Source organism: Bifidobacterium asteroides, assembly GCF_003202695.1.
Classification (GTDB): Bacteria; Actinomycetota; Actinomycetes; order Actinomycetales; family Bifidobacteriaceae; genus Bombiscardovia; species Bombiscardovia asteroides_G.
The window spans coordinates 288,569-302,024 of record NZ_QGLL01000006.1 but is presented as its reverse complement, the minus strand read 5'-3'; the positions used below and the strand labels follow the sequence as shown (position 1 = coordinate 302,024).

Here is a 13,456-nt window from a genome sequence, read left to right as displayed (position 1 = left end):
GAGGCCGTCATGGAGAAGATCGCCGTAAAGGGACGCATCGTCGAACTCGACGGTGATGAGATGACCAGGATCATCTGGAAAATGATCAAGGAACGACTGATTCTGCCCTATTTGGACCTTGACCTGGACTATTACGACCTGGGCATCCGCAACAGGGATGCCACCGACGACAAGGTCACCGTGCAGGCGGCTCAGGCCATTCAGCGCGAGCATGTAGGCATCAAGTGTGCCACCATAACCCCGGACGAGGCCCGTGTAAAGGAATTCGGTCTCAAGCGCATGTGGAAGTCGCCCAACGGCACCATCCGCAACATTCTTGGAGGGACCATATTCCGCGAGCCCATCGTCATCGACAACATCCCCCGGCTGGTGCCCGGATGGACCAAACCCATCGTGGTGGCTCGTCATGCCTTCGGCGACCAATACCAGGCCACTGATTTCACTGTTCCAGAGCCTGGAAAGCTCAGCGTCGTGTTCACTCCTGATGACGGAGGCGTTCCTGTGACCCGACAGGTGACCACCTATCCTGGCCCAGGCGTGGCCCAGGTGCAGTTCAACTTGGACGACTCCATCCGCGACTTCGCGCGCTCCTGCTTCAACTATGCCCTGCAGAGGCACTATCCGGTTTATCTGAGCACCAAAAACACCATCCTTAAGGCCTACGACGGCCGGTTCAAGGATATTTTCGCCCAGGTTTACGAGCAGGAGTACCGGAGTCGGTTCGAGGAACAGGGGCTGACCTACCAGCATCGGCTGATTGACGATATGGTGGCCTCTTCGCTCAAGTGGGAGGGCGGCTATATCTGGGCCTGCAAGAATTACGACGGTGATGTTCAGTCCGATGCAATAGCTCAAGGGTTCGGGTCCCTTGGTCTCATGACGTCCATGCTGATGACGGCAGACGGACAGACCGTAGAAGCCGAGGCCGCCCATGGGACAGTGACCAGGCATTACCGGCGCTGGCTCAAGGGCGAAACCACCTCCACCAACCCCATCGCCTCCATTTTCGCTTGGACTGGCGGACTCAAACAGCGGGCGCGACTGGATGACACGCCCAAAGTGGCTTGGTTCGCGCAGTCCCTGGAGTCCGTAGTCATTGAGACTGTGCGCTCCGGCCGCATGACGAAGGATTTAGCCACCCTGGCAGGCCCTGATCAACCCTGGCTGGACACTGAAGGGTTCATGGATGCACTGGACCATGCTCTCGCCGAACGTATGGCTTCAGCCGCTTCAGAGACTACTGAGCCCAAGGCATCTACGGCAGAATAGCAGATTAGATAAAGGCGCCTTCCATTGCCATTGCAGGTGGTTAATCTGCTCCTTGACGAGGACCTTATGCGCAAAAGCATCGACGATTCATACGCTCTGCCTAAGAACTCATAGAATGGTTGCTCGGGACCCGGCCAGAGTCGGGCTCTGTCTGAGTGAAGGAGCGAACGTGAAAAAGACCGGCTTCGCACGGCATTCGTCCGGCTTGCTGGCCCTGCTGGCAAGCCTGGTCATGATGGCATCAGCTGGTGCTTGCGGTCCTGCCTTGGGCAGGGAGGAACAGCCGCCAAGCGCATCGCCGAGCTCGGCGACTCCTACCGCCGCTGCCGAGGTGCCTGGTCGGGTGGCTATTTTCACTCCTTCTGACGGCCTCACCCTCTCCCAGCACACGCCAATCAACAAGTGGGCTGCCCTGGTTCCTGAGATTAAGGCGGCGCTGTCCAAGGAGCAGCTTTCCGACAAGCATATCGATGCCTACACCAGCGGAAATCTGGAGGATCAAAGCAAGGAGCTGCAGGATTACGTGGTCAACCGTCTTTCAGAACGCAAGACCGGAAAGAACGCAGCGCCGACCACACTGGTAGTTGCACCCATGACTTCGCCAGACTCCATTACCCGCCAGTATGGCGACTATATCAGCAAGTCATTGGATGCCGACGGCAAAGACAAGGCACGCGCACGTCTGGTCTCGTCTCTGCGTCTGGCCGCGGGCGCAGGCATGCATGTAGTGCTGCTTGCCAATCAGGTGCCGGGCATTCAACCGGATCTGTTCGTGCAGTTGTCTGATGCACGGGCCATTGGTCAGATGCAAGCAAACAAGCTGGCCAGCAAATTGGAACTGGACAAGGCAAGCAAGGACAACCCCTGTCGCATCGAGATTCTGCTGCCAAACGGCACGGTTGATGCATCTTCTGATGGCGATGACAACGAAGAGGACCAAACGGAGCAAGGCGAGCAAAAGGAGCAGAATTCCTTCCCCGCTCAGGCCTTCTCCGGAATCTGGCAAGTGCTGGGGCCCTACTTCAAGGATGGACGGGCTGTCAGCCCCTCAGGACGCCTGCAGGCCGACAGCACCGAACAGGACTGGCAGGCGGTCGCCTTCGATCCAGGCAAGGATTCCTCGGCTACAGGCAAAGAGCTGGCAGCCCGCCTGTCGATGACCGATGGAGAAAAGGCCCACACAGAGGTGGATGGCATTCTGGCCATGAACGACTTCATTGTTGCCGGGGTGGTTTCTGAGCTCGGGGATCTGGGATATCGGGGTTCGTCAGCGGATGTCAACCCGGAAATCTCCATATCCGGCATCGTAGGATCCATGGCCGGCCGCCAGGATCTGCACCGGCAACGCGTGCCCAAACCGGCACAGAGCCCGACAACCCAAGATTCGAACGGTTCGGAAGCCAACCCTTCACAAGCAACGGACAAAGCTCAAGAGTCTGCATCCTCGGACGACCACGCCGCCTGGCCCATCATCAGTGGATACGGCGCCTATGTGGACAACATCCCCCAAATCGTAGATGGACGGCAGTGGATGACCGGGCTGGAGGACAGACTGGGACTTGCCGCTGATATCGCCAAGGTCTGCGTTGGTCTCAACAGCCATGGCAAGGTGCCGTCCATGGATACGATCCAAACAACCGACCAGGACGGCAAACAGCTGCGCCGACTGTCAAGACCATTGGTTGCTGTTTCAGCTTCCAACCTCAAGGCGACGCTGATCGATACTGACTACATCAAACCTGCTGATGCCGGTCTTTGAGCATAGATCTCCTGCTCGATTCGGTCCTCATAACGCTTGAGAACCTCCTGGCGGCGGGGCTTGTATGATGCGGTAAGCAAGCCGTTTTCACGAGTGAAATCCTGATCCAAAATCAGATATCGGCGGATACCCTCAGCCCGGGAGACCTGACCATTGGCCGCGTCCACTGCGCGGTCGACCTCGGTGCGGATGATCGGGTTCTCACCAGCGGAAGCGCCATCTTTCAGGGGCTCAGCGCCCTGGTCCAGCAGCCAGCTATTGACTTCCTCAGGATTGAGAGTGATCAGCGCCGAGATGAAGGGCCTGCGATCTCCAATGACCATGCAATGGCTGATGATGGGTGATCGCTCGACGGCCGTTTCCAACAGTAACGGCGAGATGTTCTTGCCCCCTGCAGTAATGATGATCTCCTTGCGTCGCCCCGTCAGTCGAACGAACCCGTCCTCGTCCAGACTGCCCAGATCGCCGGTCAGCAACCAACCGTCACGAATCAGCCTGGTGGTGATTTCGGGATGGTTATGGTACCCCATGCAGACATCGGGACCTTTGACGCATAGCTGGCCTTCCTGGTCAATGCCCACGGTAATGCCAGGCATAGGCATGCCGATGGTGCCCAGCCGGTAGCCCTCAGTGGGGTTGACCGTCACCGGACCCATGGTTTCGGTCATGCCGTAGCCCTCTAGCAGGGGCAGACCTATGCCGTTGAAGAAGTCTGCAATGTCTCTATCCAAGGGGGCTCCGCCGGAAATGGCATACCGGACTCGGCCGCCCAAGGCCTCCAGTATGGGATCGTAAACGGTGCCAGTGTACATGAGATGCTTGGTCTTCAGGGACATAGGAACCCGGCTTCCGGTCTGCTGGTGACGTGACCACTGCCTGGCCACTCCTGCGGCATCCAGGAAAATTCTGCCCCTGGCACCCGTCCCGGCGCGCTGAGAGGCAGCGTTGTAGATCTTCTCAAAGATGCGCGGCACAGCCAGAATGAAGGTGGGCTTGAAGGTCTGCATGTCCTGCAGCAAATTGCGAATGGACCCGGTAAGTCCCAGGGTAAGATCCGTGGCGATGGCGAAGAACTGCAGGCAGCGGGCAAAGGCATGGGCCAGGGGCAGGCAGAGCAGAAGCCGTCTTCCCTCACCCAGGCAGATGTCAGGGACCGCCTGAGCACCCGAACGAACGGTGAAGACAATGTTGCTGTGGCTGAGCTCTATGCCCTTGGGCTTGCCAGTGGAGCCTGAAGTATAGACGATGGTAGCCAGGTCGGAACCTTGCACCGAGTCGGCACAGGCTTGGAAGTCTGCCTGGCTCACTGCCCGTCCGTAGGCGGTCATTGTGGTCAGCGCCCCCCTGGCAATCACATATAGGTCGTTCAGATAGGCGCACTGGGAACGAACCGCGTCCACCCGGGCCCTCATGTCGTCATCCTCCAGAAAAGCCATGCCCACATGGGAGTCGTTGAAGATGCGCCGGATCTGATCGGGAGAGTCCGTCTCGTAAACAGGCACCGTCACCGCTCCGATAGCCAATATGGCCATGTCCAAGGCGGTCCATTCCCATCGGGTGTGCGAAACGATGGCTACTGAATCCCCCCGACCAATCCCCCGGGCCATAAGCCCCTTGGCCAACGCGACTACACGGTCGCGGAACTCACGAGCCGTAATGGCGCTCCACTCACGTCCGCTGCGGTATTCGATGAGCGGATCGTCACCCAGGCGCTCCACCCTGTCCTCAAGCAGCGAGAAGACGCTGGCATTGGCATCTATAGGCTCCACAAGCGGACGCGTGAATTCTTGCTGCATGTTCTGCATGACCACTCCCTGCTGAAACGGCGTTATGCTTAATGATTCTAACCGGTTCCCAGGGCTGGCGATATACCTCGTCTGCAGATGCGCGAGTCCTGCAAGCGAGATCCGTCCTCCTATAGGGGCTTGAGACGAATGCGACGCCATCCGACCTTGGCGCTCGGATCCAGATAGTGATCATGATCATCTTTGAGACCCCAGTGCAGGCAATCTTGAGCACAGTGGTCAGAGACCCCCTCTACCTTTCCCCAGACTGCGCCGACCTGCAGTCGGGTCCCCATCGGCAAAGAGCTCTGCGCGGGCTCATAGGTGGAGACCAGGTTGCCATGACGAATTGAGACCACGTCCTTGCCTGCTACGGAACCTGCAAAGGCGATGACGCCGTCAGCCGGAGCTCGGATGCGCCTGCCTTGCTGCACCGCCAGATCAATCCCGCGATGACCACTCAGCCATGGACGATCAGGAGGATCAAAGGGACGCATGACCTGCGGGACAGCCTTTTCTCCAGGTAGAGGTTCAAGCGGCCACAGCCAACCTTTTCGGCAGGCTGAAGTCGATGAGAGCACCCGAGCGTCCTGCTCTGAAACCGCAGCTGCAGGCAGGTTCGGCACAGTCTTAGCTGCGCCGGTTGCCGTGGGCCCTGCAGCCAACAGGACCAGTATAAGCATCAACACGAGCAGGATCCCGGGAAACCAGGGAGGCCGACAGCCGGAAGGCATAATAGGCATCCGGCCGACAATCCGCCTTAGGCCCTTGTTCTTATGGTCACGAGCACAGGCCATAGTCGCACCTTCATTCCGTCATCAGGGATGCCCGATTGGGCATCCACCATCATGATGGACTGGTTGCCTAAGCCAAGTGAACCGGAAAAAGGCATGTGGCCGAATATGGAGTCGTCCACATCCAGATGAACCGTAAAGACACCGAACTTGTTGAGAACCTCCGAAAAGCTGTTCAGCCAAGATGCCTTCATCTGCCCTTTAGGCCAGATGGATGACCGTCCAAGAGATGGGCGGCAGTTGAAGACTTATGGCACTCTCATCCATCCTGAAGTCTTTCCGGGCATGCATGACGACCCGCTCCTGATCTGCAAGAGTATTGCGGGCCGAAGAATCGTCCTCATGCAGAGTGCTGACCGTGACCTGCCGATGTCGATCCTGCTCAGGCAGGGCGATCCTGAAATCAACGGAACGGTCGAGACTGCGGTTGACTGCAAAAACGCTTAGGGAACCGTCGGCACCTCTGACGGCAACCGAATCAGTCATGGGCACCTGGCCATAGCGCGAGGTCTCATAGGTGTCGCCGCTTTGCAGACTTTTGAGCACGCTGGCGCCACGCGCATAACGTGCAGTCAGGGCGAAGGGGTAAAAAATGGTCTGTCTCCAGGCCGGACCGCCAGGCTCAGTCATGATGGGGGCAATGACGTTGACCAGCTGGGCCAGGCTGGCAGCATGAACGATGTCGGCATGTCTGAGCAGGGTGATCAGCAAATCGCCTACCACCACGGCATCGGTCACTGAATAGACATCCTCCAAGAGCCGCGCGCCCTGAGGCCAATTGCCGATGCCTTCGGGCAATCTGCTGGCCTGAGCATCCTGGTACCAGACATTCCACTCGTCGAAGGAGATGAAGATCTGATGATCGCTGCCCAGTCGAGCACGCGAGGCGGCGATAACGGCCGCCACATCGATAATGAAGCTGTCCATATCCACGCCAGAGGCCAAAAAGCTGGCCATGTCTCCATCCTTAGGCGCGTAATAGGCATGGCAGGAGAGGAAGTTCACATTTTCGAAGCAACGCTCCAGCACGGTACGCTCCCAGAGACCGAATGTGGGCATGCTATGCGAAGAGGATCCGCATACAACCAAATCCAGACTAGGGTCGATCATCCGCATGGCCATAGCAGTCCGATTCGCCAGATCGGCGTATTCCTGTGCACTCTTGTGGCCAATCTGCCAGTCGCCGTCCATCTCATTGCCCAGGCACCACATCCTGATGTCAAAGGGACGATCATGGCCGTTGGCCCGACGCCGTTCCGACAGCTCGGTTCCTGATGGCACATTGCAGTATTCGAGCAGATCCAGGGCTTCCTGTACGCCCCTGGTGCCCAGATTGACGGCCTCCATGAGCTCATTGCCGCCCAGCTTGTCCAGCCAGTCGCTCATCTCGTGCAGGCCGAACTCGTTGCTTTCGCTGGAATGCCAGGCCAGATCAAGACGATGAGGACGTCTTTCGCGTGGTCCCACGCCATCCTCCCAACGATAGTCTGAGACGAAGTTACCGCCTGGGTATCGGATGGTTGTCACGCCCAATTCTTTGACCAAGTCCATGACGTCGCGGCGAAAACCCTGCTCATCTGCTGTCGGATGACCCGGCTCGTAGATGCCCGAGTAGACCCCCCTGCCCAGATGCTCCACGAAGGATCCAAAGATGCGATCGTCGATAGGCGTAGACTCCTGTTCCTCATCAACCTTGAACTGTGCCCTGCCCCTATACGCGTCCTGACCTTGCATCACTGCCTGACTCCCTTGTTCTGACTCTGTCGTCCGTGGTTCCCTCCACACTGGAACTACGGGTCATCTGAATAGTACAACGTTGTGAAATTCGACAAACCATACGACTGCCGCCCAAGCCAATAACGAAAACGCTTGTCCTTGTACCGAACGAAGAGCTAGCCAATCATTCGCTTTACCAGAGAAATGCGAATTTCCGAATAGGCCGACAGCAGCAGTCCTCGGATCAGGAGACTTTATCAGCAATTGAATCGATTGAGCATCCCGCTATCCGTATTAGCAAAAGCGGGACTATTTGAGTCAACACATTTATGCTTGCTCGACAGAAGGCATAATATAAGAAAACCGCCGGATGACCGGCGGCTGAGAGCTCCCGCAGCTGGGCTTGAACCAGCGACATTTCGATTAACAGTCGAACGCTCTGCCAACTGAGCTATGCGGGAATGTCCCGTTCAACTCTCGCTGAACACAGTTACCATACTATAGTCTGGACTTTCTTATGCGACAACTTGGCGTGTCGATCACATGAGGATCCTGTCCATGGGCATGGCCGAATCAATGGAGAAGTCAGGAGCAGAGGGGGTCAGGCCGGCCTGGACTAGGTTGACGCCCAGCATGGCCACCATGGCGCCGTTGTCCGTGCATAGGTTAATCTTCGGAATGCGGACCTTGATACCCTCCTGGTCACCGAATTCCTGAAGCTTGCCACGCAACTGCGAGTTGGCCGAGAACCCGCCTCCGACAATCAGCGTATCCGTGCCAAAACCGTGACAGGCGGCCATGGCCTTGCACGAGAGGACACTGGCCACGGAATCCGCCAAAGAGGCGCAGACATCATCTACGGGAATGTCGAGCCCAGCCTGCTGTCGGCGTTCGACCCATCGAGCCACAGCGGTCTTGACTCCAGAGAAGCTGAAGTCATAAGGATGCTCAGCTCCGGCCCGGCCCCTGGTCAGCCCCTGAGGCACAGCAATGGCATGAGGATCACCCAACCGGGCATGGCGGTCGATGTGGGGGCCGCCCGGATAGGGGAAGCCAAGCAGGCGTGCGATCTTGTCGAAGCACTCCCCCGCCGCATCGTCCAAGGTAGTGCCCACCACTTGGACCGATCGCGCCAGGTCATCCACATGCAGAAGTGAGGTGTGGCCGCCGGAGACTATCAGAGCCAGGGCGTTCTGAGGGAAGGGGCCGAATTGGAGCTGGGTGACCGCTATATGACCGATGACGTGGTTGATGCCATACAGAGGCTTGCCTGCCGCCCAGGCAAGCGCCTTGGCACCGGACACACCTACGGCCAGGCATCCCGCCAGTCCGGGACCAGCCGAGACTGCTATCGCATCGACCTGGGACAGATCCACATCCCCATCCTCCAGGGCCTTGGAGACGACCGGCACAAAGGACTCAGCGTGTGCACGCGAGGCGATCTCGGGGATGACGCCGCCATAGCGGGCGTGCTCGTTCATAGAGGATGCCACCACGTTGGACAGCAACCGATCTCCCTGAACCAGAGCGGCGGCGGTCTCGTCGCAAGTGGATTCGATGCCAAGCACCAGAGGCTCACTCATGGTCAATGATCCTTTCCTGACGGTCCGAAAGATTGCTGCTGACAGAACCCACCGGGCCTGGTCCGACCGAGCTCAAAGACCTAGTCATGGTCCAGGCATCCACGTCTTCAGGCTGATAATAGCCCCTGCATAGACCCGCCTGTGAGAAGCCTAAGTCCCGATAGAGGTCAATGGCTGCGGTGTTGTCTACGCGCACCTTCAGGCTCATGCGCTGCAGACCCTCACGATCAGCTCCGGCGATCAGCCTGGCCAGCAGAGATCCTGCTATGCCGCGATGCCGGGCTTCCGGAAGCACACCGATGGTCATCAGTTCTGCATCCCTCTCACCTGACCAATAGCCGCCATAGCCCAGGATGCCTACCTGGTCTTCCCAGACCAGGTAGGTGCGCGAAGACGCAGACAGCTCAAACCGCAACTCCTGCTGACTCCAGGCCTGGTCGCCGAAGACACGCGTCTCTAGATCGATCAGACGGTCCAGGTCCTCCAAGGCCGCTGCACGAATCATGATTGGACAGCCACATGCTTAAGCGGATTGGGCACGGAGACGTCAGGCCGACGAAGGTAAAGCGGTTCCACTGGGTCAATCAACCCCTGCTGGGCGCGTTTGCAGACGCAAGCAGCCATCAGATCCGCCCCTCGCGTTCGATCCTCCAGGAACGATCCTTCGTCCATCATCACCTGTGTATTCAGTTGCTCAGCCAGATGTTCCCACTGGTCGGCATAGCGACCGGTTCCGTGGCCGCTGACGACCAAAGCGACAGGACCGTGGTCCTGAGACTCCTGCTCTTGTGCAATGGCTGCAATCTTCTCACAGATAGCAGCTGGATAGTCGATGCTCATCTCGGTCAGCGGCCGGGCTGGAGTCTCCAAACCACCGAAATCACCAAAGAGCCGGTAGTAAAGCTGTCGACGTCGAGCATCGTTGACAGCCAGGACCAGAAGTCGGGTATGGTCTTGCTGCTTGAACCGGCTATAGGCATAACGGGCCTGTGGCTCCAGAATGTCCTGGCCCAGCAAACGTGCGCCAGTTGCAAAAGCCAGGGCCTTGGCGGTAACGATGCCCGCCCGCAGACCAGTGAAGGGCGCAGGCCCCAGTCCCACCACGATGGTCCGCAGATCGTCTGCAGACAGCCCAGCCTGGTCCATCACCTTGGCGATATTGACTTGGAGTCGCTCCACGTGCGAGCGCGAATCGGTCTCGATACATGGCTCGCGCCCTAGCAGCCCCACAGTAGAACCATAGGAGGTGTCGATCACCAAAAGGGGCGTATCGGTCCCGTTCATGCCGTCATCGCCTTTCTCAGCTGTTCCAGTCTGCTGGCCCATGAAGGGCCCACTCCACGCAGACGTACCATACGCTTACCCTGTGAGCTGGGTGGAGCATCCGGATTCTCGCGAGCATCCACGGGTCGATCGATGGTCACTTCCAGACGCTGATCGGCCAGGGCCGAGGCCATCTGCTCGCCCCATTCCATCAGGATGATGGTCCTTTGGCCCGGGTCCTCCAGTTCCTCGTCCAGACCAAGGGACTCCAGCTCATCCAAGAGCCGATCTACGGCATCCTCGCCAGGCGGATAGCCCTGCCCTCCCAGCCGGTAGGCATCCACATGGATCAGGGTGACCGGCGAGCCGTCGAACAGACGGCCATGCAGCTCTCTTGCAATGGTGAACGTGGGCGAGACCACAGGGCCGTCCACGCTAAGTCCACTGCCCAGCCCCTGGGCCAGCGTGGTCTTGCCTGCCCCCAAGGGCCCGGACAGCAGTATCACGTCCCCGCCCTGCAGACATGAAGCCAGATTTCTGCCCAGACGTTGCATGTCATCGCCTGTAGGCACGACCAGCTCAAAGCCATCTTGACCTTTGGCGTTGTCCTGCAGGCTCATGCCGACGTCCTTCCCTTGGCGGCGATCAGCTCCACTGTCCGTTCCAGAGCATAACGGGCATCGCCGCTGCTGGTCTTGCTGACCTCATCGGCCTGGGCCAAGGCTTCGATGCAGGCTGCCAGACCTGAGGAGGTCCATCCATGCAGCTGCCTTTTGGCCTCCCGCAACTGCCAGTAGGCGGCCTTGGCCTCGGCCGTAGAGATTGTTCCCGACTCGATGGCCGCTTCCTTGCCCAAGGTGCGCAGCTTCAGCGCCAGTACTCCAATCAGGGAGACCGGTTCGTTGCCCTGTTCCAGAGCTGAGCGCAGGGCGACAACGGCTTCGGCCGACCTGCCAGCAAGTGCCCTGTCCGCCACGGCGAATCCAGATACAGCCGGGCTGTCGGTCAGATAACGATTGACTATCTCCAAGGTCATGGGGTCCTGATCAAAATCAAAACAAAGCTGGGAGCACATGGCGGCCAGTTCCGAAGTATGCTCACCCAGGACATCCACCAAGCGCTGAGCCGCCCGTGGCTGGATTCGACGCTGATGGGCCTTGAAACGTTTATAGACGAAGTCGACCTTGTCATCGAATTTCTTCAGATCCGGCATCCGCTCCGTGACCGCTCCGGCCCGTGCCATCTGGTCTAGAAGCCTGCGACCCCGGTTGCCCCCGTCATGACGTGCAATGACGATGCTGGATTCGACTCCTGCCGTCTCGCGGCAGAAATCGATCAAGGCCTGGCCCAGGGCTTCATCGGCAGCTTGCAGATTCTCCAGTCGAACCACGGCCATCTGACTGAGCAGGGAAGGTCCAACCGCCTCCTGAAAGGCGTAAGCGTCGCAGTCGGCCGCGTCCATCTCTAGGTATTCGCTGTCCGGATGGGCGGCACACGCCTGTGCGCACAGCTCCTTGACGCGTTGCCCGTTGAGGAAGGGATCGCCTCCGACTACCAGATGCACGGAAGGGTTCTCCTGCTGAGCTTTGGTCATGATTCAAATCTCCCTTCATCACTGGACATTGACGTTCGTCTGTTTTGAAGATCAGCTGGGCCAGAAGACCATAAGTCTGCAAGAGCCAACCCTTGATCGTCGCCCAGACCGATGGTCTGAATTGGACCCCCGAATCCTCGTCAATCACAGCCGACCATGGACGGTCCGGCCTCCAGGCACGAATGAATCGAACCAGCCGGTGATCGATCACAGCCATAAGGCCCAGACCCGTCAGGCAGATGCTACCGACTGGTCCCGGCGGCCAGGCCGCCGGAGCAGCAGCCTGGCCCAACCACGTGGCAGCAAAGGCCATGACCCCAGTACCCAGGGAAGTCAATCGGACCAGCAATAGACCCACTGAAGGCCAGAGCCATGAGGTGAGCAAGGCCAGCAGGCCGGTCACCGTGGCAGCGTCGACTACAGGAGTGACCAGCAGGTTGGCCAGTGGCGCCAGCAGAGGCAAGCCAGGACTCATCAGCATCTGCACAGGCAGAGTCCCGGCCTGGGCGCACAGGGTCGTAGCCAATGGACGCGCCAAAAATCCCGGAAGGTGGTTTTCAAGGAAAGCGGTCAAACGCCGGTTACCCAAACCGATGCCCAACACGGCCCCACAGGAGAGCGCAAAGCCGAAGCTTGCCGCCATAGAAGGTTGCAGGATAAGGACCAGCAGGACGCACCAGGACAGCGTGTTCAAAGACTGGCTGGGTCGGCACGCTGCCAAAGCCAATGCCGAAAGAAGCCCCATAGCCTGCGCTCGCAACACTGAGTCTCCTGGAACCATCAGCATCCCCAAACCCAGATAGGAGACAGACAAAACCAGGGCCGTCAGCAAAGGCGGCGAGCGCAGAGTACGCATGAACGCGACTATCAATGAGGCCAGGATCATGAAGTGCCCACCGGAGACAGCCATCAGATGCAGGATGCCCGATGCTCGGAAGTCCTGTGTCAGACGGGCGGCATAAGCGGGCTCCACCGCCGGCCTGCCCAGGGAACCACCCGACCCGGGCAAAGCCTGGTTGCCCAGGATGCCCATGGTTAGTCCCGGCACCAGGATCCGTCCCTGATCATCCAGTTTACTGGTCTGTTCAAGGAAAGCCTTTTGCATGCGATCAATTAATCGTCTACTGGATTCTGGCGGTCTGACCTGTTGCATGCCATCTTCCACAGTCAGCCAGGGCATAGGACGACCGTATGCTGAGGGTTCCAACAGTCCTCGCACACGATACTGTCCGCCCTGTTGCAGCATGCATGACCGGCTATGGGCAAACAGCATGATCCGTTCGTGGGAAGGCATGCGTGTTCCGGCCAGAGTAACCCACTGAAGCCTGAGCTCCGCCTGACAGTCCCAGCCTCGACGAGAGGAGGCACTCATGGGACCCAGAGCCTTACCACGAACCTCGGCCAATGCCTTCCCCTGACGGATCTGACGGGCTGCCGGCCCTCCGCGTGCTGATTCATGACCGACTGCGGCAGTCAGTGCTGTGGCCAAAGTCACCACAGCCAGGACAGCCAGCGTTGGCAGCTTGCGAAGACCAAGCCTAGTGGACACCAAGGTCGGCAAGGCGGAAATAGGCATGGAAGCAGAGCGCAGTGAGAAGATCCTCCGAGCAGAATGGTGCCGAAGCGCTGCGAATAAGTACTTGCATAAGAACCGGCGCATCCGATAAAACCGAATATGCCGCTGGTTCGCCTTC

11 protein-coding genes, 1 tRNA gene and 1 pseudogene are annotated in these 13,456 nt (G+C 58.8%); 2 read left to right on the top strand and 11 right to left on the bottom strand.

What is annotated here, in order from left to right; translation table 11 throughout:
* The first annotated feature begins 9 nt into the window (after positions 1 to 9).
* Positions 10 to 1,269 carry an NADP-dependent isocitrate dehydrogenase gene (locus tag DKK75_RS03235; protein ID WP_110452018.1) on the top strand — a complete coding sequence of 420 codons (1,260 nt, stop codon included), beginning with the start codon at positions 10 to 12 and terminating at the stop codon, positions 1,267 to 1,269.
* 232 nt (positions 1,270 to 1,501) lie between these two features.
* On the top strand, positions 1,502 to 3,028 hold the full coding sequence (locus tag DKK75_RS03230) for a hypothetical protein (protein ID WP_110452291.1): 1,527 nt from the start codon (positions 1,502 to 1,504) through the stop codon (positions 3,026 to 3,028).
* Here the strand turns inward: DKK75_RS03230 and DKK75_RS03225 are convergent.
* From DKK75_RS03225 to DKK75_RS08365, 11 genes and pseudogenes are all read right to left on the bottom strand, one after another.
* Entirely contained in the window at positions 2,998 to 4,824 is a 1,827-nt protein-coding gene (locus tag DKK75_RS03225; protein WP_181414465.1) for an AMP-dependent synthetase/ligase, read from the bottom strand. The two genes, DKK75_RS03230 and DKK75_RS03225, sit on opposite strands and share 31 nt — an antisense overlap.
* A 119-nt stretch (positions 4,825 to 4,943) precedes the next feature.
* Positions 4,944 to 5,309 (bottom strand): M23 family metallopeptidase, encoded by a 366-nt coding sequence (locus DKK75_RS08265; protein WP_258333133.1) that lies wholly within the window; start codon positions 5,307 to 5,309, stop codon positions 4,944 to 4,946.
* 263 nt (positions 5,310 to 5,572) lie between these two features.
* Positions 5,573 to 5,800: a hypothetical protein gene (locus DKK75_RS03215; RefSeq protein WP_110452015.1), complete on the bottom strand. Its 228-nt coding sequence runs from the start codon at positions 5,798 to 5,800 to the stop codon at positions 5,573 to 5,575.
* Between the two features lie 7 nt (positions 5,801 to 5,807).
* Positions 5,808 to 7,340 (bottom strand): arabinosylfuranosidase ArfA, encoded by a 1,533-nt coding sequence (gene arfA, locus DKK75_RS03210; protein WP_110452014.1) that lies wholly within the window; start codon positions 7,338 to 7,340, stop codon positions 5,808 to 5,810.
* 370 nt (positions 7,341 to 7,710) lie between these two features.
* Positions 7,711 to 7,783 (bottom strand) — tRNA-Asn (locus DKK75_RS03205).
* A gap of 78 nt (positions 7,784 to 7,861) precedes the next feature.
* A complete protein-coding gene (gene tsaD, locus DKK75_RS03200) occupies positions 7,862 to 8,905 on the bottom strand; it encodes a tRNA (adenosine(37)-N6)-threonylcarbamoyltransferase complex transferase subunit TsaD (RefSeq protein WP_110452013.1) in 1,044 nt (347 codons plus the stop codon).
* Positions 8,898 to 9,410, bottom strand: a complete 513-nt coding sequence (gene rimI, locus DKK75_RS03195) for a ribosomal protein S18-alanine N-acetyltransferase (protein WP_110452012.1) — start codon at positions 9,408 to 9,410, stop codon at positions 8,898 to 8,900. The genes tsaD and rimI overlap by 8 nt, the downstream gene beginning before the upstream one ends.
* Complete coding sequence (gene tsaB / locus DKK75_RS03190) at positions 9,407 to 10,189, bottom strand: tRNA (adenosine(37)-N6)-threonylcarbamoyltransferase complex dimerization subunit type 1 TsaB (protein WP_110452011.1); 783 nt, start codon at positions 10,187 to 10,189, stop codon at positions 9,407 to 9,409. The genes rimI and tsaB overlap by 4 nt, the downstream gene beginning before the upstream one ends.
* Complete coding sequence (gene tsaE, locus DKK75_RS03185) at positions 10,186 to 10,788, bottom strand: tRNA (adenosine(37)-N6)-threonylcarbamoyltransferase complex ATPase subunit type 1 TsaE (RefSeq protein WP_110452010.1); 603 nt, start codon at positions 10,786 to 10,788, stop codon at positions 10,186 to 10,188. The genes tsaB and tsaE overlap by 4 nt, the downstream gene beginning before the upstream one ends.
* Positions 10,785 to 11,762: a DNA polymerase III subunit delta gene (holA, locus tag DKK75_RS03180; protein WP_110452009.1), complete on the bottom strand. Its 978-nt coding sequence runs from the start codon at positions 11,760 to 11,762 to the stop codon at positions 10,785 to 10,787. Before holA ends, tsaE begins: the two co-directional genes overlap by 4 nt.
* Positions 11,763 to 11,985: 223 nt before the next feature.
* A pseudogene (locus DKK75_RS08365) lies at positions 11,986 to 12,795 on the bottom strand (ComEC/Rec2 family competence protein); the annotation flags it as partial.
* Positions 12,796 to 13,456: the final 661 nt, after the last annotated feature.

What these genes read in the sequence shown, in the direction of transcription:
- DKK75_RS03225 (WP_181414465.1), bottom strand. Translation starts at nt 4,824, where the DNA reads ATGCAGCAAGAATTCACGCGTCCGCTTGTGGAGCCTATAGATGCCAAT.
- rimI (WP_110452012.1), bottom strand. Translation starts at nt 9,410, where the DNA reads ATGATTCGTGCAGCGGCCTTGGAGGACCTGGACCGTCTGATCGATCTA.
- holA (WP_110452009.1), bottom strand. Translation starts at nt 11,762, where the DNA reads ATGACCAAAGCTCAGCAGGAGAACCCTTCCGTGCATCTGGTAGTCGGA.
- DKK75_RS03215 (WP_110452015.1), bottom strand. Translation starts at nt 5,800, where the DNA reads ATGAAGGCATCTTGGCTGAACAGCTTTTCGGAGGTTCTCAACAAGTTC.
- DKK75_RS03230 (WP_110452291.1), top strand. Translation starts at nt 1,502, where the DNA reads ATGATGGCATCAGCTGGTGCTTGCGGTCCTGCCTTGGGCAGGGAGGAA.
- DKK75_RS08265 (WP_258333133.1), bottom strand. Translation starts at nt 5,309, where the DNA reads ATGCGTCCCTTTGATCCTCCTGATCGTCCATGGCTGAGTGGTCATCGC.
- tsaE (WP_110452010.1), bottom strand. Translation starts at nt 10,788, where the DNA reads ATGAGCCTGCAGGACAACGCCAAAGGTCAAGATGGCTTTGAGCTGGTC.
- DKK75_RS03235 (WP_110452018.1), top strand. Translation starts at nt 10, where the DNA reads ATGGAGAAGATCGCCGTAAAGGGACGCATCGTCGAACTCGACGGTGAT.
- tsaB (WP_110452011.1), bottom strand. Translation starts at nt 10,189, where the DNA reads ATGAACGGGACCGATACGCCCCTTTTGGTGATCGACACCTCCTATGGT.
- arfA (WP_110452014.1), bottom strand. Translation starts at nt 7,340, where the DNA reads ATGCAAGGTCAGGACGCGTATAGGGGCAGGGCACAGTTCAAGGTTGAT.
- tsaD (WP_110452013.1), bottom strand. Translation starts at nt 8,905, where the DNA reads ATGAGTGAGCCTCTGGTGCTTGGCATCGAATCCACTTGCGACGAGACC.